Source organism: Streptomyces sp. NPDC005863 (genome assembly GCF_042871345.1).
GTDB lineage: Bacteria > Actinomycetota > Actinomycetes > Streptomycetales > Streptomycetaceae > Streptomyces.
On sequence record NZ_JBIAII010000018.1, the window covers coordinates 95,395 to 117,385 of the forward strand.

Sequence of the window (21,991 nt, forward strand, 5' to 3'; positions counted from 1 at the left end):
GATCAGTCGCGAACCTGTCGCGATGCCTCAACGATATATCGGAATAGTTCGTCTGACAACCCTCCGCCTGACCTGCGCTTCTGCGACCGGGCATGATCGAGGTGTGGACATGGCGGAGGGGCTTGCACAGGCGGCACGGGACGGAGACGCGGCTGCGGTGGCACGGTGGCTGCACGCCGGTGCCGAGGTGGATGCCGTGAGCACGACCGGGCGTACCCCGCTGGATCTCGCGGTGTACGCGGGGCACACCGAGACTGTTCGCTTGCTCCTCGCCGCGGGAGCCGATCCGCGGCAACGGGCAGGCGAGTACGGCGAGTTGACGCCGCTCTGCCTGGCGGCCATGCACGGGCACACGGCAGTGGTGGGAATCCTGCTCGACGCCGGCGCCCCCACCGACGCTCAGGGCAGGTTGAACCACGTACCGCTGGTGCTGGCAGCGACGGTCGTGGAGCAGGGGCACCCGCAGACCGTGGCCTTGCTCCTACGTCATGGAGCGGACATCAACGCAGTGATGAAGGACAAGACGCCCCTTGAGTGGACGGCCGCCTTCGGGCAGGTGCAGATGGCGCACCAGCTGCTCGCCCTGGGTGCGACGCCAACGGCGAAGGCGTTGAGCGAGGCCCGCGCAGGTGCCGAGCGGTTCCCGGAGGCCGCACAGAAGTACGCGCTCATCGTCGACGCCCTGCACGCTGCGGGCATCCAGGACTGAGCCTGCGGCCGTCCAGGTGCGGCGACGTCCTCGACGGCAGGAGCCAATCCACTCCGAAGACAAGTCCAGTGACACGCAATTGGCCTTACCCTCCCCGCCGCGCGGCCCTCTACCGTCGACCCCATGCCGACTCCGACTCCGCCTCAGACCACGACGCCGCCCCCGACGTCCCACCGCATCCGCGTCGTCGACGCCTTCACGGACCGCCCCTTCGCCGGCAACCCGGCCGGTGTCCTGCTCCTCGACGCCTTCCCCGACGACACCTGGCTGCAGCACGTGGCCACCGAGGTCAACCACGCGGAGACCGCCTTCGCCCACCCGCTGCCCGATGGCGCCGACGCCGACTGGGCGCTGCGCTGGTTCACGCCCGCCACCGAGGTCGACCTCTGCGGCCATGCCACTTTGGCCACGGCCCACGTCCTGCACACCACGGGCGCCGCGTCCGGCACAGTCCGCTTCGCCACCCGCGGCGGTGTCCTCACGGCGACCGCGCACGAGGACGGCTCCCTCACCCTGGACTTTCCGACCGCCCCGCTCACCGAGGCCGCCGTCCCCGACGGCATCGCCCAGGCCCTGGGAGCCGCGCCGCTCACCGCGTACGACACGGGCCGGCAGGTCGGCGACCTGCTGGTCGAGCTCGCCGACGAGAAGACGGTCCGGTCGCTCACCCCGGACCACAAGGCCCTCGTCCACCACTCCGAGCGCGGCATCATCGCCACGGCCAGGGCCGAGAACCCCTCCGGTGCCTACGACTTCGTCTCGCGCTGCTTCTTCCCGCGCGTCGGCATCGACGAGGACCCGGTGACGGGCAGCGCGCACACCGCCCTCGCCCCCTACTGGTCCGAGCGCATCGGCCGCGCCCGGCTCACCGGCCTGCAGGCCTCGCCCCGCACCGGCCTGGTCCGCACGGAGCTGCGCGGCGACCGCACCCTGCTGAGCGGCCGCGCGGTCACGGTCATCGAGGGCGAGCTCTTCGCCTGACCACACCCACGGACACGGCGATGGGGACGACGGACACGGTGGTGGGGACGTACGAGCGACTCGTACGTCCCCACCACCGACACCGTCGATCCGCCGCGCGCCCCCGCCTCACGCAGGCGTTGGCAGCCAGTCCACCTTCCCCGCGAGCAGCGCGTACCCGACGAACGCCCCGACATCCAGCAGCGTGTGCGCCACCACCAGGGGCCCGACCCGCCCCCACCTGCGGTAGAGCAGCACGAACACCACGCCCATCGCCATGTTCCCGAAGAACCCGCCGATGCCCTGATACAGGTGGTACGAGCCCCGCAGCACCGAACTGCCCACCAGCGCCGCCATCGGCGTCCACCCCAACTGCCCGAGCCTGCGCAGCAGATAGCCGACGACGATCACTTCCTCCAGGACCGCGTTCTGCACCGCGGACAGCACGAGGACGGGGTACTTCCACCACACGTCAGGCAAGTCCTCGGGCACCACGGTGAGGTTGAAGCCGAGGCCGCGGGCCGCCAGGTAGAAGGCGATGCCCGTGCTGCCGATCACCGCGGCGACCGCGGCGCCGCGCCCCAGGTCGGGCCACGGCCGCGTCCGGTCGAACCCGATCGTCCGCAGCCCCGCCCTCTCCCGCAGCAGGAAGTGCGCGACCAGCGCCACCGGCACCAACGCCGTGGCGATTCCGAACAATTGCCACGCGAGATCCAGCCAGGGACGTCCCGGCGCCGCCGAACTGTTCAGCGTGGCGGCCTGGTCCTTGAGACCCCCCGGTTTGGTGACCGAGCCGACAAAGCTGATCAGCGCGGACACTCCGCTCGCCCCGAGGGAGAGGGCCAGGACGAGCAACGTCTCGTCCCGGAGAGTGCGCCGCGAGGGCCCGTCCGCTGGAAAAGAACCGGCCATCGGCCCCGGCTCCGCTTGCACTGACGCCTCCAGTTGAGTAATCCCGCCTCATCCCCATCCTCGTCCCGCTAGGGTCTCGAAAGAAGTTACGAAGATCGTGCGCGACAGGCCGAGGGGGACGGACGCCGGTTTCGGGCGTACAGCCCCCTCTTTCCTTGCTTCATCGATCAAGGAGGGGCACCACCGCCATGGGACGTCACAGCTTGCCCGATGAGCACGGGACGGCCGCGTCCGACCCCCGGCCGCGTGCCCGCGGCCGCACGGTCGCCCTGGCCACGGCGCTCGTCCTGATGATCGCGGGCGGCACGGCGGCGGCGGTCGGCAGCGGACTGCTCTCCTTCGGCGGGTCCTGCGCGGACGACGCGGTGGACCTCGACGTCGTCGCCGCGCCCGCCATCGCCCCGGCCCTGCGCAAGGCCGCCGCCACCGCCCGCGAGGAGGAGCTCACCTCCGACGGCCACTGCATCGACGTACGGGTGAGCGCCCGCGACTCGTACGACGTCGCCACCGAACTCCGCGCCGGCAAGGGCGAACCCGAGTACGACGTGTGGGTGCCGGACTCCGGCCTGTGGGTCCGGCGCGTGGGCCTCGGCGCGAAGCAGCACAAGATATCCCCCGCGGGCAACATCGCCTCGTCCCCCGTCGCCATCGGCGTGATCCCCTCCGCCGCGGAGTCCCTGGGTTGGCCCAAGAAGACGTACGACTGGCCGAAGTTGACGGCGGCCGCCATGAAGAGCGACAAACTCCGGCTGGGCGCCGCCGATCCCGCACGCAGCGCGACCGGCCTGCTCGCCCTCGCCGAACTGGGCGCGTCCGCGAAGAAGCAGGGCGGCGACGAGGGCGACACCCAGGCCGCCGCACTGGCGAAGTCGCTGTCCGCCCGCACCACCGACAACGACGGCCGGCTCCTGGAGACCCTGGCCCCCGACGGCTCCGGCACCGAACAGGGCAACCCGCGCCGCAACCAGGCCCTGATCATCTCCGAGCAGGCCGCCTTCGCGCACAACGAGAGCGCCGGCGAGGAGAACGGCCTCGACCTCTTCTACCCCAAGGACGGCTCACCCCGGCTGGACTACCCGTACACGCTCGTCGAGGACGACCGGATGTCCACCGACACGAGCCGTGCGGCACTGCGCTTCATGACGATGTTCAGCGACGAGAAGGGCCAGAAGATCCTGGCCGACCACGGCTTCAGGACCGACCTCGAGCGGCCCTCCGACCGGCTGATCACCGCCGCCGGGGGCCGCACCCCGCAGCCCTACGCGGCGGAGTCCCTCGACCCGCCCTCCGACAAGCAGCTCCAGGAGACCCTGGGCATGTGGACGATCACCGTGCAGAGCGCCCGGCTCAACACGGTCGTCGACGCCTCGGAATCCATGCGCCAACTGGTGCCGGGCCGGGGCCAGTCGCGCATGGAGGTCACCAAGTCCTCGCTGCTGCGGGCCCTCGCGGGCTTCACGGACGAGGACGAGATCGGCCTGTGGGAGTTCGCCACCAGTCTCGACGGCAACCGTGACTACCGCGAGCTGGAGCCGGCCGAACGCCTCGGCGGCCGCGAGGGCGGCGCCACCCACCGGGACCGCCTGACCGAGGCCTTCAACGGGTTGCAGCCCGTACCCGGCGGGGCGACCGGCCTGTACGACACCACGCTCGCCGCGTACAAAGAGGCCCGGTCGACGTACGCGCGCGGCAAGTTCAACGCCCTGGTGATCCTGACCGACGGCGCCAACCAGGACCCGGACAGCATCTCGCGCAGCGCCCTCATCTCGCGGCTGGAGGAGCTCGCCGATCCGCGGCGGCCGGTGCCGGTCATCGCGATCGCCGTCGGTCCTGAGGCCGACAAGGACGAGGTCCAGCAGATCGCCGAGGCGACCGGCGGCTCCGGCCACCAGGTCGACGACCCGGCGCAGATCCACGCGGTCATCCTCAAGGCGATCATGGAGGCGGGCAGCAACCAGGGCTGACCACCGAGCCACGCATGGCGTCACCCGCCGAGTCACACATGGCGTCACCCACCGGGTCGCACGCGGCGTCACCCGCCGAGCGGCACCGCCGGCTGCCTGAGCCCCACGGGCCACGTGTGCACCGGCTCCCCCGTGTGCATCAGCTCCCCGTACCGCTGCGTGGTCGCGGCCAGCGCCGCCTCCCTCGCCATCCCGGCCTCCAGCGCCCGGTGGTACGTCGTCGCCTGCCAGGACGCCCCGTTGACCCGCAGCCGGCACCGCTCCTCGATCACCCCGAGGTAGAGATCCCGGTCGGCGGCCTCCACGCCCCACGCGTCCAGACCCGCGGCCGCGAGCGGCAGCAGCTCGTCGCGTACGAGGTCCACGGCCGCCACCTCCGCCGTGCCGCCGAGCCTGCCGCGCCGCGGCCACTGCAGCGTGGCGTCGATGCCGTCGCGGCACGCGGTGTCGAAGTTGCGGGCGGCGGCCTCGAAGGGCAGCCGGGTCCAGACGGGCCGCGCCTCCTCGGCGAGGGCCCGCACCAGGCCGTAGTAGAAGGCGGCGTTGGCGATGACGTCGGTGATGGTGGGCCCCGCGGGCAGCACCCGGTTCTCCACCCGCAGGTGCGGGACGCCGTCGGCGATGCCGTACACCGGGCGGTTCCAGCGGTAGACGGTGCCGTTGTGCAGCACCAGCTCGCCGAGCTGCGGCACGCCGCCCGCGTCCAGGACCTCGCGCGGGATCTCCTCGTCGAGCAGCGGCAGCAGCGCCGGGAAGTACTTCAGGTTCTCCTCGAAGAGCTCCAGCGGCCCGGTGATCCACCGCTCCCCGAACCAGGTGCGCGGCCGCACCCCCTGCGCCTGCAGCTCGGGCGTCCGGGTGTCGGTGGACTGCAGGAACAGCGGCGGCCGCGACTCGCGCCACAGCTCGCGACCGAACAGGAACGGCGCGTTGGCCCCGACGGCGACCTGCGCCGCGGCGATGGCCTGCGCCGCGTTCCACACATCGGCGAAGCGTCCCGGCGTGACCTGCAGATGCAGCTGCACCGACGTGCACGCCGCCTCCGGCGCGATCGACGCCGAGGTGCAGGTCAGCCGCTCCACGCCCTCGATGTCCAGGACGAAACGCTCCCCGCGCGCCGCCACGATCTGGTCGTTCAGCAGGGCGTAGCGATCGACGTCGGAAAGGTTCGCGGAGACCAGATCGGCGCGGTTCAGCGTCGGCAGAATACCGATCATGACAATGCCGGCGTCGACCTCGTTGGCTTTTCTGTGGGCGTAGTTGAGGCCGGTGCGGAGCTCTTCGGCGAGCCGGTCGAGCACCCGGCCGCCGAGCCGGTGCGGGGCAATGTTCACTTCCAGATTGAACATTCCGAGTTCGGTCTGGAAATCCCGGCTCGCGATGCGCTCCAGTACCTGCGCATTCAACATCCTCGGCAGCCCGTCGGGCCCGACGAGATTCAGCTCGATCTCCATGCCCATCAGATTCTTGGGCCGGTCGAATCGCTCCTCCGCCAGCAATCGCTCCAGCCCCGCAAGGCACTCGCGGAGCTTGCCTCGGTAGTGGTGCCGATCGGCCAGGTCGAACGTGCCTGCCGCGACCTTCTCCCCCATCGAAGCGTCCCTCCTGAAGCGGGCGGCCGTGGGTCGGACCGCTGTGTACGGGGGATGATGCCCCGGCAATGTGATCGATAACGCCCCACGCACCGCCGTCGGGCGCTACGCTCGACACACCTTGCCGTCCGGCACATTCACCAGGCATGCGGCACAGTGAAGATTCCGTTCCGAACCACCTGGTCAAAAGTACCGGCAGGAATCGGCCGACCGCGTACCGGCGGAAATCCGAGGTCACGGCGGCAGCGCCCCTGCGAAATCAGGATAAACGTCTCACAAGGACGGCGCATTTGCACCTTGTCCGCAATATCCACTGCGTCTAGGTGAAACACCGTCCGAACACACCTCGTATAAACTCCGCAATCTAGGCAGAGAGTTGGCGCTCGCGGTATCCAGCCCCCGCCCCTCTGACCCAGAGCCTGACAGCGCCGTCACGCACCCGCCCCCGCTCCACCGTGCCTGTCGAACGAGAGAGGCGACCCACCATGCCGCTGCATGTCCCCCCGGCTCCCGCGCCCGCCCTGCGCAGCGTCCTCGCGGCACTCGGTTCCCCCACGGCCGTACGCGAGGCCCGCACCCCGTCCCTGCGTGCCGCGCAGGGACCGACGAGTCCCGAACTCCCGCTGCCGGTCCACGTGTTGGACCGCATCACTCCCGAGGGGACGTCACCCACCACCCGGCTCTTTGGCTGGCGCTTCCTGATCCGCTGCGGCGAGCGCTCCGTCGCCGCGGCCGACACGATGCTCACGCCGGACGGCTGGGCGTTCTCGCACTTCTTCGAGGGGCCCTACATCACCTCCACGGAGCGGTCACTGCGGCACGCGGAGGCCATGCCGGTGCCCTATCAGCCCCGGCTCCTTTCGGTGCCGGAGCTCTATATGCTCACGCTCTGGCTGCACCGAGACTGCACGGACGACGGCGCCGAGGGGACGCTGGCCGCCACCGACCTGCTCGTACCCCTGGCGCCCGCACCGCCCGGCATCGCGGCCCACCGTCCGCACCGCGTCGCCGAGCTCCTTCCGATGCTCAACCACCGCCTGACCCCGGCACCCCTGCTGAGCTCGCCCGCCTGAGGCACCCGGCCGAGGTCGCCCGTACGTCCGCACTGTGCCCCGCCGCCCCGGCCGCGGGGCACAGCGCTGCCCACCCAGGTGGACTAGCCCACTCGGGCCACGCCGAACCACCCGAAAAGACAGTGGAGTTGAGCTGAACCGTCCGCGCGGGTGATACGTCCTCAAGCAGTAGGAACCGCTGCGGCAAAATCCCTGCGGATTGACGCGCGGAGGGCAACACTGGGACCGGACCGACTACAACGGGGGGCGGTTATGAACACCGCATCGAGCCACAGGACCGACGTCACAGCCATCTCATCGCAGCGAAAGAACCCTTCCATGTGCCAGCACCAACCACCGTGCCCGACAGCCGACTCCGCCGACCGGGAAGCCGCGCTCCTCACGGCGAGCCACCCGGAACAGGGCTGGAGCCTGCTGTGCAACGGCGTCCTGCTCTTCGAGGACACCGGTGAGCTGCTGCCGGACGGACAGATCATCGCACCGCACCGACCGCTGGGCACCGACCGGATCATGACGGCGGCCTGACCACCGCCGGCACACCGCACCACGGCAGGACCGCACGACCGCACCACCGCACCGCCCGAGAAACGAGGGGCCGGCCCGGAGAAGAACTCCGAACCGGCCCCGCAGTATGCCCGCGCCACCCGGGCGCCGTGATCAGTCCTCGTACGCATCCAGCGGCGGGCAGGAGCAGACCAGGTTCCGGTCGCCGTACGCCTGGTCGATGCGGCGCACCGGCGGCCAGTACTTGTCCGAGGCGACGACACCGGCCGGGAAGACGGCCTCCTCGCGGCTGTAGCCGTGCTCCCACGCACCGCTCAGCGCGGCGGCGGAGTGCGGGGCGTTCCGCAGCGGGTTGTCCTCGGCGCTCCACTCACCGGCGCCCACCTTCTCGATCTCCCGGCGGATGGCGATCATCGCGTCGCAGAACCGGTCGATCTCGCCCAGGTCCTCGCTCTCCGTCGGCTCGATCATCAGCGTGCCGGCGACCGGGAAGGACATGGTCGGCGCGTGGAAGCCGTAGTCGATGAGCCGCTTGGCGATGTCGTCGACGCTGACGCCGGTCGCCTTGCTGAGCGGGCGCAGGTCGACGATGCACTCGTGCGCGACGAGACCGGCGGGACCGGTGTAGAGCACCGGGTAGTGCGGCTCCAGGCGCTTGGCGATGTAATTGGCGGAGAGCACCGCGACCTGGGTGGCGGTCTTCAGGCCCTCGCCGCCCATCAGGCGCACGTACGACCAGGAGATCGGCAGGATCCCGGCCGAGCCCCACGGCGCCGCGGAGATCGGGCCGACACCGGTCTCGGGGCCGGCCGCGGGCTGCAGCGGGTGGTTCGGCAGGTACGGGGCGAGGTGCTCGCGCACGCCGACCGGGCCGACACCGGGGCCACCGCCGCCGTGCGGGATGCAGAAGGTCTTGTGCAGGTTCAGGTGCGAGACGTCGCCGCCGAAGTGACCCGGCTTGGCGAGGCCCACCAACGCGTTCAGGTTGGCCCCGTCCACGTACACCTGGCCGCCGGCCTCGTGGACCTCGGCGCAGATGTCGGCGACGTGCTCCTCGAAGACGCCGTGCGTCGAGGGGTAGGTGATCATCAGCACCGACAGCTCGTCGCGGTGCTTCTCGATCTTGGCGCGCAAATCCTCGACGTCGATCTCGCCGTCGTCGGCGGTCTTGATCACGACGACCTTCATGCCGGCCATGACGGCGCTCGCGGCGTTGGTGCCGTGCGCGGAGGAGGGGATGAGGCAGACGGTGCGCTGGTCGTCGCCGTTGGCCCGGTGGTAGCCGCGGACGGCGAGCAGACCCGCCAGCTCACCCTGCGAACCGGCGTTGGGCTGCAGGGAGACCTTGTCGTACCCGGTGACCTCGGCGAGGCGCTCCTCCAGCTCGCGGATGAGCGTGAGGTAACCCTGCGCCTGCTGGGCGGGGGCGAAGGGGTGCAGCTGGCCGAACTCGGGCCAGGTGACCGGCTCCATCTCGGTGGTCGCGTTGAGCTTCATGGTGCAGGAGCCCAGCGGGATCATGCCGCGGTCGAGCGCGTAGTCGCGGTCGGCGAGCCTGCGCAGGTAGCGCAGCATCGCGGTCTCGGAGCGGTTCTGGTGGAAGACGGGGTGGGTGAGGTAGTCGTCGGTGCGCAGCAGGCCGTCGGGCAGCGTGTCCGCGACGGTTGCGTCGAGCGCCTCGACGTCGGCCTCGACCCCGAACGCGCCCCATACGGCGGCGAGTTGGGCCCGCGTGGTGGTCTCGTCACAGGCGAGCGAGACGTGGTCGGCGTCGACCTGGCGGATGTTCACGCCGCCTTCGCGGGCGGCCGCGACGAGCTCCTCCGCGCGGCCATCGGCGCGCACGGTCAGGGTGTCGAAGTAGGCGCCGTGCACGACCTCGACGCCGCCGGCCGCGAGCCCGGCCGCGAGCAGCGTCGCGTACCGGTGGGTGCGCCGGGCGATGGCCTTCAGGCCCTCGGGGCCGTGGTAGACGGCGTACATTCCGGCCATGACCGCGAGCAGCACCTGAGCGGTGCAGATGTTGCTGGTGGCCTTCTCGCGGCGGATGTGCTGCTCACGGGTCTGCAGCGCGAGCCGGTAGGCCCTGTTGCCGTCGGCGTCGACGGAGACGCCGACGAGCCGCCCGGGCAGGCTGCGCGCGAACTTCTCGCGCACCGCCATGTAACCGGCGTGCGGGCCGCCGAAGCCCATCGGCACACCGAAGCGCTGCGTCGTGCCGACGGCGATGTCGGCGCCCAGCTCGCCGGGCGAGGCGAGCAGCGTCAGGGCGAGCAGGTCGGCGGCGACGGTGACGACGGCACCGATCTCGTGGGCCTGGTCGATGAGCGGCTTGATGTCCCGTACGACACCGGAGGCGCCCGGGTACTGCACGAGGACGCCGACGACGCCGCGCTCGGCGACCTCGGCGGGGATGCCGTCGCTCAGGTCGGCGACCACGATCTCGACGCCGGTGGGCTCGGCGCGGGTCTGGATGACGGCGATGGTCTGCGGCAGCGCGTCGGCGTCGACGACGAAGACGCCGTTCTTGACCTTGCCCATGCGCCGGGACAGGGCCATGGCCTCGGCGGCGGCGGTGCCCTCGTCGAGGAGCGAGGCCCCGGAGGTGGGCAGGCCGGTCAGCTCGGCGACCATGGTCTGGAAGTTGAGCAGCGCTTCGAGGCGGCCCTGCGAGATCTCCGGCTGGTACGGCGTGTACGCGGTGTACCAGGCGGGGTTCTCCATCACGTTGCGCAGGATGACCGGCGGCGTGAAGGTGCCGTAGTACCCGAGTCCGATCATGGAGTCGAGGACCTGGTTGCGGTCGGCGAGGGAGCGCAGCTCGGCCAGCACCTCGGCCTCGGTGCGCGCGCCGGGCAGGTCAAGGGCCTCGGCGTTCTTGATCACATCCGGCACCGCGGCGGCCGTCAGCTCGTCGAGCGAGCCGTACCCGACCTGGGCGAGCATCTTGGCCCGTGCTTCCGCATCGGGCCCGATGTGCCGCTCCTCGAAGGGGATGCCCTGCTCGAGCGCGGAGAGCGGGATGCGATTGGTGGCAGTCATGGCGGAGGCCTCCTGGTCTGCACGACCTGCGAGGGGTACCACGGCGCGGGTACCCGGACGGCCTCCCCCTCTGTCATCTCAACCTGAGAGCTTCACAGTCCCGTCATGTCGACAGATCTGCTTTCACCGTCGGTGAGGAGGGGTTTCGAACGTGCCCGCCCGACGCCCACCCTGCTTTCCAGAGTGACCTCGTCCGTGCGGTACTGGATGCCTGAGAGATTCCGGGGAGGATTTGCTCCTTCGGCGCCTCCGGGAACCGTGTTCCGGAGAGCTCTCCCGCACGGGGTCAACAGCCGAACGCCAGCCTACCAGCGAGGACCACGGCCGATCCCTCGAGTGGCCACCTGCCCCGAAGTGCTCTTTCGTAGTGACTACGAACGAATAAGGATGAGTTACGCCCGGTTTCGACAGCCCGCGACCATCTGGAGGGCCCGTGCAGACCGACATCGATCCGCGCAACCTGATCGGCCGCAAGGCGTTCGACCGGAACGGGACGAAGATCGGCACGATCGACGAGGTCTACCTCGACGACGCCACCGGGGCCCCGGAGTGGGCCGCCATACGCACCGGCCTGTTCAGCCGCGACGCCTTCGTGCCGCTGGAGCCGAGCGAGCTGGGCGAGGACGGCACGGTACGGATCCCCTTCGACCGCGACCTGATCAAGGACGCCCCGGACTTCGGAGTGGGCCGCCACCTCTCCCCCGAGCAGGAACTCCAGCTCTACCACCACTACGGCCTGGACACGACGCCACCGCGGACGCCTCCTCCCGACCAGAGCTTCGGCCGCATCGCGGGCACGGAATCCCCCTGACGCCGTCCTCATCCCTTCCGCCGGCGGCCTCAGCCCTTCCCCTGGTCCCCCACCTCCGCCCGAGCGACACCGGAGGCGTTCTCGAGCCCCCTCCCGGGCTCCGCCCCGGCCACGGGCGCCGACGGCACCGCGGCGACCAGCGGCAGCGGCTCGGCGGCCACCAGATCCGGATCGTCCGTCCGGAAGGTCTTCACCCGCCCCGGAGCCGAGTACGGCGTCTCGAAGCGCACCGTCACCCGCCCGAGCCCGCTCCCCTGGACCCACCCGTGCCCGTACTCGCTGTGCAGTACGTCGATCCCGGCCGCCCACCGCCGCTCACCGAGCGCGACCGGCTCCTCGGCCACGACGTCACCGCCCCCGGCATCGCCGCCCTCGCACCCGGAACCGCCCTCCACGCCCCCCTGCGCGGCTCCCACCGCCTCAGCCGACTCGACCGCGACGGCCTCCGCCCCGGCCGCCCGAGCAAGCGCCTCGGCGGCCTGAGCCTGCGCCTGCGCCTGCGCCTGCGCGAAGAGGTCCTCCTGTGTGTAGTCCGCGAGGCCGGAGACGCCCACACCGAGCAGCCGCACCCCTCCCGTGGTGTCCACGGACTCGAGCAGCCGCGCCGCGGCCTCCCGCACCACCCCGGGGTCGTCCGTGGGCCCGCGCAGCGTCTCGGAGCGCGTCAGCGTCGAGAAGTCGAACCGCCGCACCTTGAGCACGATGGTGCGCCCCGAGTGACCGGCCGCCCGCAGCCGCTCCACACACCGGTCGGCGAGCCGCGCGACCTCACCCCGGATCCGCACCCGGTCATGGATGTCCACGTCGTACGTGTCCTCGACGCTCACCGACTTGCTCTCCCGCTCGGCCACCACGGGCCGCTCGTCGAGCGCCAGCGCCATCGCGTACAGCGAGCCTCCGTGCGCCTTGCCCAGGAGTCGTACGAGCTCGTCCTCACCGGCCTCCGCGAGCTCCTCGACCGTGATGATCCCGGCCCGCCGCAGATGGTCCCCGGTGGCCGGGCCCACGCCGGGCAGCGTGCGCACCGACATCGGCCCGAGCATGGCCCGCTCCGTCCCCGGCGCTATCAGCCGGAGCCCGTCCGGCTTGGCCTCCTCGGAGGCGATCTTGGCCAGCATCTTGGAGACGGCGAGCCCCACGGAACCAGTCAGTCCGGTCACTTCGCTGATGTCCGTCCGCAGCCGCTCCCCCACGGCCCGAGCCGACTCCGCGTCGTCGGCGACGCCACCCGCCTCCAGGTCGACGAAGGCCTCGTCCAGGCTGAGCGGCTCCACGAGCGGCGACAGCTTCCGCAACAGCCCCATCACCTGCTCGCTGACCTCGCGGTACAGCCCGAAGCGCGGCACGAGATAGGCGGCGTTCGGCGCCAGCCGCCGGGCCTGCCCCATGGGCATCGCGGAGTGCACACCAAAACGACGCGCCTCGTAGGACGCGGTCGCCACCACACCGCGCGGCCCCAGACCGCCCACCACCACGGCTTTTCCGCGCAGACTCGGTTTCGCGGCCTGTTCCGCGGACGCGTAGAAGGCATCCATGTCCAGATGCAGAATCGTCGGCGCGCTTCTCACGTCTCTGATGCTGCCCTATGCCACTGACAACGCGACCGCGGACCGCCCCGGAGCCCGGCCTAGACGGCCTTGTTGCGCCGTCTGGCCAACTCGTCGGCCGGGTTGTGTCCGATGAGTGTCTCGCCGGTGTCGATGCGCTCTCCGTGCAGCTGGGACAGCGCCGCCTCGACGTCGCGCCACACGACACCCACGGCGATCCCGAAGACGCCCTGACCGCCCTGGAGCAGCTCATGGACCTCACCGGGCGACGTGCACTCGTAGACCGTCGCGCCGTCGCTCATCAACGTCATCCGCTCCAGGTCCTGAAACCCGCGCTCACGCAGGTGCTGGACCGTCGTCCGGATGTTCTGCAGGGACACACCGGTGTCGAGGAACCGCTTCACGATCTTCAGGACGACCACGTCGCGGAAGCTGTAGAGCCGCTGGGTCCCCGAACCGCCCGCGGCCCGCACACTCGGTTCGACCAGGCCCGTACGGGCCCAGTAGTCGAGCTGTCGATAGGTGATGCCCGCTGCCGCGCACGCGGTGGGCCCCCGATAGCCGATCCGCTCCTGCCCGGACGCCGCGTCCCCGCTCCCCTGGACCGCCATGGGGCGACTCGGAGAGTGATCGGTCCCGCCGCCGTGGAGCGGGTACGGCCCGCCCACCGCCGTACCGTCGCCGCTGCTTCTCACGCCGACCTCCCTCCTTGACCTGCCTCATCGACGGTAGGCAGTCGCCAGGGGCTCGTCAACGATCGCCACACTCGGCACGCCGAGTGATAATCACCCTGAGAGTGGTTTCCCGTGCCTCGTAGCCGGGAAAGGCTAGCCGAATGGTCCGACGCGGGCCGCCGTAAGCGGCTCACTGGCTGTTGGTGCCGAAGTCCTCGGGCGAGATCTGGTCGAGGAACTCGCGGAACTTCTCCACCTCGTCCTCCTGCTCGTCCGGGATCGCGATGCCGGCGTCGTCCAGCACACCGTCGCTGCCGAAGATCGGCGTACCCGTGCGCAGCGCGAGCGCTATGGCGTCGGACGGCCGCGCGCTCACCTCGACCCCGCTGGCGAAGACCAGCTCGGCGTAGAAGACCCCTTCCCGCAGGTCCGTGATGCGCACTTCGGAGAGCTCCTGGCCCACCGCTTCCAGCACGTCCTTGAACAGGTCGTGGGTCAGCGGCCGTGCGGGTGCCATGCCCTGCTGTGCGAAGGCGATGGCGGTCGCCTCACCTGGTCCGATCCAGATGGGAAGGTACCGGTCGCCTCCCACTTCACGCAGGAGCACGATCGGCTGGTTGGAGGGCATTTCGACCCGGACACCTACGACGTCGAGCTCGTTCACACAGCAACCCTAGGACGTGGCTGGCAGGTTTGGGTAGTCGGGCACCCGCCGAGTACCGGCCGGACGCACGCGTGGTCAGGGCAGTCTGATCCCGAGCGCCGTCTGCACGAGCGCCAGATGCAGCCTGCCGGTGAGCCCCGCCAGCTCCTTGGTACGAGCTTCGGCATGGGCCCTGGTCTGCGGATTTCGGTGCCGCCGCAGCGGTGCGACCACCTGGTCGACGAGCCCGGCCTCGCGCTCGGCCGCGGCCTTCATGGCCCGCAGATGCCGTGGCTCGATACCGAACCGGCCGAGTTCCACGACGAGCGTGGCGACCGTGACGGCCTCCGCGTCGTATCCGCCGTCCGGCAGCGGGGCGACCAGACCGTACGCCTCCCACTCGCTGAGCTGGACCTCGTCGATCTCGGCCGCGGCCAGCAGCTCGTCACGGCCCACACGGGCCGCCGTCGGCCCCTCGGCCTCGTCCGGGCCGCTGGCGTCACCGCCGTCCCGCTGGCGCCCCAGGGACGGCATGGGAGGGCGCTCGCCCCGCTCCAGCGCGTCGAGGTGCTCCCGGATGACCTTGAGCGGCAGATAGTGGTCCCGCTGCATCCGCAGGACGTGCCCGAGCCGCTCGACGTCCTCCGGGGCGAACTTCCGGTACCCGGACGGCGTCCGCTGCGGCTCGATGAGCCCCTCGGACTCCAGGAACCGGATCTTGGAGATCGTGACCTCGGGAAACTCGTCCCGCAGTTGGTTCAGCACGGTACCGATGCTCATCAGCCGACGGTCCGCGGCGGCGGTGCCGATGTCGGCACCGCCCCTCGGTGTTTGAAGCATGGACCTTCCCTGGGGGTGTGCCCCCCAGACCGCGTCTGGGGGTGGTTCAGATGGCCCGCTGGCTCGCGTAGAAGACCAGGCGGTACTTGCCGATCTGCACCTCGTCGCCGTTCGAGAGCGCGACGGAGTCGATGCGCTCACGATTGACGTACGTGCCGTTGAGGCTGCCCACGTCGGCGACGGTGAACGAACCGTCCTGGAGACGACGGAACTCCACGTGGCGACGCGACACCGTCACGTCGTCGAGGAAGATGTCGCTCTGCGGGTGACGCCCCGCCGTGGTCAGCTCGCCGTCGAGCAGGAAACGGCTGCCCGAGTTCGGCCCGCGGCGCACGACGAGCAGCGCGGAACCGAGCGGCAGAGCGTCGACGGCCGCCTGCGCCTCCGGGGAGAGCGCGGGGGTCGCGGTCTGCCCCGTCGTCTCGGCGTCGTAGGCCTCGAGGCCCGAGATGGAGATCGTGGAGGTCGTCTCGGACGGACGCTCCGGCGAGGCTCCGGCGCGCAGCGGCGCACCGCAGTTGGAGCAGAACCGGCTCGCCTCGGCGTTGCGGTTCCCGCACCTCGTACACACCAGGGCCATGGACGGGTCCTCCTGCCGTGGCTGCCCCGCAGGGGCATTCGACGCGTACGGGCCGGGGGTGAACCCTCCACCCGTACCTGAGGTTGAAGGTTCCCCGAAACCTATGCGGCCGGGACCGGCAGGGTCAACAGACGACGCGCCCTGTCCGCCCGAAATGTCACCGCCTGGACCAGCGACCTGATCACGGAACATCGGGCGCTCCGCGCCCTGCTCCTCACCATCTCCGTGGCGCGGGGCACGGTGGCGGGCAGTGGCCGGATTGCCGCTGTCCTCTCGTGCGCTCTTGCCGAACAACTTCGCAAACAACTTCACGGGCGATTCCCCTTGACCGAAACAGACCCGCCCGTGGGGCAGGACGAACCCTGATTGCACATACCGGCATTCATCGGTGAGCCAGACATCCTCACAACGTCTGTGGCCACCAAACAGTTTCCACCACGCACCACGCTTACGGTGCGCCGACCCCCCGCAACCTCATGCCCTCGCCTCACGGCCCCCATGCGTCCGCCCCTCACTGGGAGGACGACCGAGCGTAGTCAGGCCGCTTCGCAGGTCGCAAGGCGTTCACTACGATCTTCTCCGAGCGTTCCACGGTCACCGTGGCCTGCTCCTTCTCCAGAGTCTGCACCACACCTCCCGGGATGTTCAGCGCAGGTTCGAGATCCTGCGGCTTGCCGATCACCTTGAAGAGGTACGGCTCGCCCACCTTGTGACCGTCCACCCGTACGCCGCCGCCGGTGGCGTCGGACAGGTAGGTGTTGGCCACCACACGTACGTCATTGATCTGGATCGCCTCGGCGCCGGCGGCGCGCAGCTCCTGAATGGCGTCGAGCAGCATGTCCGCCTCGACCGCCCCCTTCTTGTCCTCGATGGTCAGCGTGATGCCGGGCCCCTGGGCCGCCACCGTGCCGGCCAGGATGCCGAGTTGCCTCTCCCGCTCGACCGTCTGCTTGCGCGCCTCTTCGGCCTGGTCCGAGCTGTTCTCCAACCCGGTCCGCTGGTCCTCGAGGCGTCGCTTCTCTTCTTCCAGACGCTGAGTTCGGTCATCCAGTTCATCGAGGATGCGTACGAGATCTTCTTGTCGCGCGCCGCGCAGCGCGCCGCTGTCGTTGTTGGACCGCACCTGGATGGCCAGTCCGAGGCCCAGCACGAACAGCAGCAGGGCGACGATGAGTTGGGGCCGGGTCACCCGCGGCGGCCACAGCCCCTGCCTCAGCCGTTGCCTGCCGGTGAGCTGCGGCTTCGCCGCGGGCCCTTCGGGTGCGGGCGGCGCGGGCGGCGGCTCGGGCGCGCTCGGAATCTCCGCGGGGAGCTCCCTGCGCGGGTTGGGGCCGGGCCTGTCGTCGGAACTCATCGGCGTCACGCCCTGAAGACATGCCGGCGGATCGCGGCGGCGTTGGAGAAGATGCGGATGCCGAGGACGACGACGACACCGGTGGACAGCTGCGCCCCGACGCCGAGCTTGTCCCCGAGAAACACGATCAGCGCGGCCACCACGACGTTCGACAGGAACGACACGACGAACACCTTGTCGTCGAAGATGCCGTCGAGCATGGCCCGCAGCCCGCCGAACACGGCGTCGAGAGCCGCGACCACGGCGATCGGGAGATACGGCTCGACCACCGCCGGAACCTCGGGCCGAACCAACAATCCGGCCACGACTCCCACGACGAGGCCCAGTACGGCGATCACGATGTGCCCTTTCCTGCCTTCGGCTCTGCTGTACGTACGGTCACGCTCGGCGCTGCCGGCAGCCTGAGCTCGTCCGACACGGAGATGCTGGTCCTGATGCCGAAATTCTCCTGCAGAGCGTGCAGGTACTGACCGTCGCGGCTGTTCTGGAACCGGGTGCTCAAGCGCTTCGCGTCCCCCACCGCGAGCACCGTATACGGCGGCACCAGCGGTCTGTTGTCGACCAGTATCGCGTCACCCGCGGCCCTGATCGCCGACAGGGCGGTGAGGCGCTGGTCGTTGATGGAGATGGCCTCCGCGCCGGACTCCCACAGGCCGTTGACGACGCGCTGCATGTCGCGGTCGCGCACCCGGCCGGTGTCGGAGAAACTCGCGCTCTCGCGCGGCCCGCCGCCACCCGGATCGGCCTGCTTCTTGTCGTCCACGACGAGCTTCACACCGGGCCCGTGGACCTCCGTGGCGCCCGACAGGAGACCCAGCAACTCGCCCTGGCTGCCGCCGTGTTTCTTCAGCGCGGCCTCTTGGCGCTCGCCCACGTCGTCGCGGAGCTTGTCCACGTCGTCCTCGAGCTGGTCGGCACCCTCGGTGGCCGATTCGACGCGGTCGATGAGCTCCTCGCGCTCCTTGGCCACCACCGGGGCCTCTATGCGCGCCTGCGCCGCCCCCACGGTGACCACGAGGGCCGCCAGCACCAGACCGGCCGCGAGCCCGAGTTTGGCCCGCAGCGGGCGAGGGGCACCCCCGTCCCCTCTGGCCTTCTTGCGGGCCGCCGCCTCCGCGTATCCCTCGTCGAGGCTGTGGTCCATGACCGTGGTGAGCAGCGACATGGAGGCGTCCGGGCGCCGGGGGCGCGAGGGGGTGCTCCGAACGGGGGGCTGCTGCGGCATGCCGCACATCGTCGCACGTCGCGGGGGCTACCTCCGAATGGCCCCACCGGCGAGCCGGGCAGCACCTGTTGTGGGCGCCGCCCGGCTCCGCGAGGGGTCAGCGACCTGCGCTGTCCACCACCGTGGACCACTCGTCCAGCAGCGCCTGCGCGGACGCGTCGTCGGGCCCTTCGGCCCACAGATGGGTGACGGCCTCCGCGGGGTCCGGCAGCACCAGAACCCAGCGCCCGTCGGCCTCCACGACCCGCACACCGTCGGTGGTGTCCACGGACCGGTCCCCGGCGGCCTCCACGACGCGCCGCATGACCAGACCCTTGACGGCCCACGGAGTCGCCAGGTCACGCTTGAGGACGTGCGCCCGCGGGATCCGCGCGTCGATCTGGCTCAGGGTGAGCTGAGTCCGCGCCACGAGCCCGATGAGCCGCACAAAAGCGGCAGTTGCGTCGAAGACGCCGCTGAACTCGGGAACGATGAACCCGCCCCGCCCGTCTCCGCCGAAGATCGTCGAGTCCTCGCGCCCGACCCTGGTCAGATCGTCCGGCGACGTGGTCGTCCAGTCCACCTGGGTGCCGTGGTACGCCGCGACCTGCTCGGCGATGCGCGTCGTCGTCACCGGCAGCGCCACCCGTCCGCTGCGCCGCTCCGCCGCGACCAGGTCGAGCATGACCAGCAACGCCCGGTCGTCCTCGACGATCCGTCCCTTCTCGTCCACGAGCGAAAGCCGCTCGCCGACCGGGTCGAACCGCACGCCGAAGGCGGCCCTGGCCGACGCCACGATCTCCCCGAGCCGCACGAGGCCGGACCTGCGCCCGTCCGCGGTCTCGGTGGGCCGGGACTCGTCGAGCCCCGGGTTGATGGTCAGCGCGTCCACCCCGAGCTTCCCGAGGAGGCTCGGCAGTACGAGGCCGGCGCTTCCGTTGGACGCGTCGACGACGACCTTGATGCCCGACTCGGCGACGCCGGTGGTGTCGACGTTCCGCAGCAGGGAGCCGGTGTACGAGTCGAAGACGCTGGACGGGAAGTGCAGGTCGCCGATCTCACCGGGGAAGGCCCGCCGGTACTCCTGACGCGCGTACACCCGGTCAAGCTTCCGCTGGCTCCCCTGCGACAGGTCGCCGCCCTGCCCGTCGAAGAACATGATGTCGACGGAGTCGGGCACTCCGGGCGTCGTCCGGATCATGATGCCGCCCGCGCTGCCTCGCGCGGTCTGCTGCCGGGCGACCGGCAGCGGCACGTTCTCCAGGTCCCGTACGTCGATGGCGCTGGTCTGCAGCGCCGAGATCACCGCCCGCTTCAGGGCTCGCGCACCACGAGAGTGGTCACGTGCCGTGGTGACGGTGGAGCCCTTCTTCAAGGTCGTCGCGTACGCGCCCGCCAGGCGGACGGCGAGCTCGGGCGTGATCTCCACATTCAGGATGCCGGACACACCGCGCGCCCCGAAGAGGTGCGCCTGGCCCCGGGACTCCCAGATGACGGAGGTGTTGACGAACGCGCCGGCCTCGACCGTCTTGAACGGGTAGACCCTGACGTTGCCCTGGACGATCGATTCTTCACCGACCAGGCACTCGTCACCGATGACCGCGCCGTCCTCGATGCGGGCGGCGCGCATGATGTCGGTGTTCTTGCCGACGACGCAGCCCCGCAGATTGCTGTGCTGCCCGATGTAGACGTTGTCGTGGACGACCGCCTTGTGCAGGAACGCGCCCTCCTTGACGACGACGTTCGAGCCGATGACGGTGTGCTCACGGATCTCGGCGTTCGCCTCGATCTTGGCGTAGTCACCGACGTACAGCGGCCCGCGCAGAACGGCGTCGGGGTGGACCTCGGCCCCTTCGGCGACCCACACGCCGGGCGAGATCTCGAAGCCGTCGAGTTCGACGTCGACCTTGCCCTCCAGCACGTCGGCCTGCGCCTTGACGTAGCTCTCGTGCGTGCCGACGTCCTCCCAGTAGCCCTCGGCGATATAGCCGTAGATGGGCTTGCCCTCTTTCATGAGCTGCGGGAAGACGTCGCCGGACCAGTCGACGGACGCATCGGCCTCGACGTAGTCGAATACTTCGGGCTCCATCACATAGATGCCCGTGTTCACCGTGTCGGAGAAGACCTGCCCCCAGGTCGGCTTCTCGAGGAAGCGCTCGACCTTTCCTTCCTCGTCGACGATGGTGATGCCGAATTCCAGCGGATTCGGAACACGCGTCAGGCAGACGGTGACGAGCGCGCCCTTTTCCTTGTGGAAGGCGATCAGCTCGGAGAGGTCGAAGTCGGTGAGAGCGTCACCGGAGATCACGAGGAAGGCGTCGTCCTTCAACGCTTCCTCGGCGTTCTTCACGCTGCCCGCGGTGCCGAGCGGCTTTTCTTCGTTGGCATAGGTGAGCTCCATCCCGAGCTCTTCGCCGTCGCCGAAGTAGTTCTTGACGAGCGACGCCAAGAACTGCACTGTTACTACGGTCTCGGTGAGCCCATGCCTCTTCAGCAGACGCAGCACATGCTCCATGATCGGCCGATTGGCCACAGGAAGGAGCGGCTTGGGCATGCTCGAGGTCATGGGGCGAAGGCGCGTGCCCTCACCACCGGCCATCACGACGGCCTTCATGTCGGAAACGTCCTCCTCAATAGAGACGACCTAGCCGACCCAGCTCACCAGGGATGGCCCGCGTATGTCAGATGCGGGCCGTGGAGCCTCTGCAGCCGCCGAATCGGCGAGCTCAATCGGCCAGTCTGTCCACCTTGACAAGTCGGCGGACCTGAACCACATACAGGATCCCTGCCCACCAATACAGGGTTGTACCCCATCCTGCGAACGCCCATCCGAAAATAGCAGCGAGTGTGGCCAGCCAGCCACTTCCGTCGCTGAGCAGCAGTAGTGGAAAGGCGTACATCAGGTTGAAGGTCGCGGCCTTGCCCAGAAAGTTCACCTGCGGCGGCGGATAGCCGTGCCGCCTGAGGACGCCGACCATCACCAGCAGAACCAGCTCGCGCAGCAGAAGTGCCGCGGTCAGCCAGAGCGGAAGAATCTCCCGCCAGGTCAGTCCGACCAGCGTGGAGAGGATATAGAGCCGGTCGGCCGCCGGGTCGAGGAGCCGTCCGAGGTTGCTGATCTGGTTCCAGCGCCGGGCGAGCTTGCCGTCCAGGTAGTCGCTGACGCCGCTGAACGCCAGGACGAGCAGCGCCCATCCGTCGCTGTTGGGCCCCCCGAACTCCGGCCTGAGGATCAACCACAGGAAGAGGGGCACGCCGGCGAGGCGCGCCATGCTGAGGATGTTCGGGATGGTGAGGACACGGTCCGTCTGGACGCGTGTCTCCTGGACCTCCACCCGGGGGCCTCCTGTGAGGAAAGAGCCAATGATGCCCCCTGACCTTACCCTCAGTGGCCGCATGCCGGTGCAGAGGGGTGCCGGCACCACCCCCGCAAAACAAAAAAGCCGTGGTCCCTGGAATTGAATCCAGGAACCACGGCTATAAAAGAAGTTCGGCGGCGTCCTACTCTCCCACAGGGTCCCCCCTGCAGTACCATCGGCGCTGTGAGGCTTAGCTTCCGGGTTCGGAATGTAACCGGGCGTT

Annotated in this window: 19 protein-coding genes, 1 rRNA gene and 1 riboswitch; of the genes, 6 read left to right on the top strand and 14 right to left on the bottom strand. The window is 69.9% G+C overall.

The genetic code is table 11. The features are described 5' to 3' along the window. The first annotated feature begins 109 nt into the window (after window positions 1-109). Together ACFYO9_RS38005 and ACFYO9_RS38010 are read left to right on the top strand one after the other, a co-directional pair. Window positions 110-709, top strand: a complete 600-nt coding sequence (locus tag ACFYO9_RS38005) for an ankyrin repeat domain-containing protein (RefSeq protein ID WP_358777200.1) — start codon at window positions 110-112, stop codon at window positions 707-709. Between the two features lie 123 nt (window positions 710-832). Continuing rightward, the gene (locus ACFYO9_RS38010) at window positions 833-1,690 is read left to right on the top strand and encodes a PhzF family phenazine biosynthesis protein (RefSeq protein WP_358777201.1); all 858 of its coding nucleotides are present in this window, start codon (window positions 833-835) and stop codon (window positions 1,688-1,690) included. A gap of 108 nt (window positions 1,691-1,798) precedes the next feature. Here ACFYO9_RS38010 and ACFYO9_RS38015 read toward each other — a convergent pair whose 3' ends face one another. Further along, complete coding sequence (locus tag ACFYO9_RS38015; RefSeq protein ID WP_358777202.1) at window positions 1,799-2,602, bottom strand: type II CAAX endopeptidase family protein; 804 nt, start codon at window positions 2,600-2,602, stop codon at window positions 1,799-1,801. 167 nt (window positions 2,603-2,769) lie between these two features. On the opposite strand from ACFYO9_RS38015, the gene ACFYO9_RS38020 reads away from it, so the two are divergent. After that, entirely contained in the window at window positions 2,770-4,545 is a 1,776-nt protein-coding gene (locus tag ACFYO9_RS38020) for a substrate-binding and VWA domain-containing protein (protein WP_358777203.1), read from the top strand. Between the two features lie 68 nt (window positions 4,546-4,613). Here the strand turns inward: ACFYO9_RS38020 and ACFYO9_RS38025 are convergent, their stop codons facing one another. Then, window positions 4,614-6,137 (bottom strand): glutamate--cysteine ligase, encoded by a 1,524-nt coding sequence (locus ACFYO9_RS38025; RefSeq protein WP_355814840.1) that lies wholly within the window; start codon window positions 6,135-6,137, stop codon window positions 4,614-4,616. 485 nt (window positions 6,138-6,622) lie between these two features. Between ACFYO9_RS38025 and ACFYO9_RS38030 the strand changes: the two genes are divergently transcribed. Beyond that, complete coding sequence (locus ACFYO9_RS38030) at window positions 6,623-7,210, top strand: hypothetical protein (RefSeq protein WP_358708061.1); 588 nt, start codon at window positions 6,623-6,625, stop codon at window positions 7,208-7,210. 318 nt (window positions 7,211-7,528) lie between these two features. Next, entirely contained in the window at window positions 7,529-7,735 is a 207-nt protein-coding gene (locus ACFYO9_RS38035; RefSeq protein WP_150219870.1) for a DUF5999 family protein, read from the top strand. Window positions 7,736-7,867: 132 nt separating this feature from the next. Here the strand turns inward: ACFYO9_RS38035 and gcvP are convergent, their stop codons facing one another. Further along, on the bottom strand, window positions 7,868-10,756 hold the full coding sequence (gcvP, locus tag ACFYO9_RS38040) for an aminomethyl-transferring glycine dehydrogenase (protein ID WP_358777204.1): 2,889 nt from the start codon (window positions 10,754-10,756) through the stop codon (window positions 7,868-7,870). 188 nt (window positions 10,757-10,944) lie between these two features. Next, window positions 10,945-11,045, bottom strand: a riboswitch (glycine riboswitch). A gap of 144 nt (window positions 11,046-11,189) precedes the next feature. Between gcvP and ACFYO9_RS38045 the strand changes: the two genes are divergently transcribed. Further along, window positions 11,190-11,567: a PRC-barrel domain-containing protein gene (locus tag ACFYO9_RS38045; protein WP_355814830.1), complete on the top strand. Its 378-nt coding sequence runs from the start codon at window positions 11,190-11,192 to the stop codon at window positions 11,565-11,567. A gap of 29 nt (window positions 11,568-11,596) precedes the next feature. Here the strand turns inward: ACFYO9_RS38045 and ACFYO9_RS38050 are convergent, their stop codons facing one another. The 11 genes from ACFYO9_RS38050 to rrf all read right to left on the bottom strand — a co-directional run. After that, on the bottom strand, window positions 11,597-13,135 hold the full coding sequence (locus ACFYO9_RS38050; RefSeq protein ID WP_358777205.1) for a DNA polymerase IV: 1,539 nt from the start codon (window positions 13,133-13,135) through the stop codon (window positions 11,597-11,599). A gap of 59 nt (window positions 13,136-13,194) precedes the next feature. Beyond that, a complete protein-coding gene (locus ACFYO9_RS38055; protein WP_355814824.1) occupies window positions 13,195-13,809 on the bottom strand; it encodes a MerR family transcriptional regulator in 615 nt (204 codons plus the stop codon). Window positions 13,810-13,978: 169 nt separating this feature from the next. Beyond that, entirely contained in the window at window positions 13,979-14,452 is a 474-nt protein-coding gene (locus ACFYO9_RS38060; RefSeq protein WP_063795355.1) for a bifunctional nuclease family protein, read from the bottom strand. 75 nt (window positions 14,453-14,527) lie between these two features. Then, complete coding sequence (locus ACFYO9_RS38065) at window positions 14,528-15,271, bottom strand: MerR family transcriptional regulator (RefSeq protein ID WP_355814821.1); 744 nt, start codon at window positions 15,269-15,271, stop codon at window positions 14,528-14,530. A gap of 46 nt (window positions 15,272-15,317) precedes the next feature. Further along, entirely contained in the window at window positions 15,318-16,280 is a 963-nt protein-coding gene (locus ACFYO9_RS38070) for an FHA domain-containing protein (RefSeq protein WP_355815277.1), read from the bottom strand. Between the two features lie 82 nt (window positions 16,281-16,362). After that, complete coding sequence (locus ACFYO9_RS38075) at window positions 16,363-17,205, bottom strand: DUF881 domain-containing protein (protein ID WP_358777211.1); 843 nt, start codon at window positions 17,203-17,205, stop codon at window positions 16,363-16,365. 5 nt (window positions 17,206-17,210) lie between these two features. Further along, on the bottom strand, window positions 17,211-17,543 hold the full coding sequence (locus tag ACFYO9_RS38080; protein ID WP_003988855.1) for a small basic family protein: 333 nt from the start codon (window positions 17,541-17,543) through the stop codon (window positions 17,211-17,213). Then, on the bottom strand, window positions 17,540-18,439 hold the full coding sequence (locus ACFYO9_RS38085; protein WP_358777206.1) for a DUF881 domain-containing protein: 900 nt from the start codon (window positions 18,437-18,439) through the stop codon (window positions 17,540-17,542). The genes ACFYO9_RS38080 and ACFYO9_RS38085 overlap by 4 nt, the downstream gene beginning before the upstream one ends. Window positions 18,440-18,527: 88 nt before the next feature. Beyond that, window positions 18,528-21,023 carry a mannose-1-phosphate guanyltransferase gene (locus ACFYO9_RS38090; RefSeq protein ID WP_355814812.1) on the bottom strand — a complete coding sequence of 832 codons (2,496 nt, stop codon included), beginning with the start codon at window positions 21,021-21,023 and terminating at the stop codon, window positions 18,528-18,530. A 112-nt stretch (window positions 21,024-21,135) separates the two neighbouring features. Next, window positions 21,136-21,744 (bottom strand): CDP-alcohol phosphatidyltransferase family protein, encoded by a 609-nt coding sequence (locus tag ACFYO9_RS38095; RefSeq protein ID WP_358708074.1) that lies wholly within the window; start codon window positions 21,742-21,744, stop codon window positions 21,136-21,138. Window positions 21,745-21,897: 153 nt separating this feature from the next. After that, window positions 21,898-21,991 (bottom strand): 5S ribosomal RNA (gene rrf, locus ACFYO9_RS38100); the annotation flags it as partial.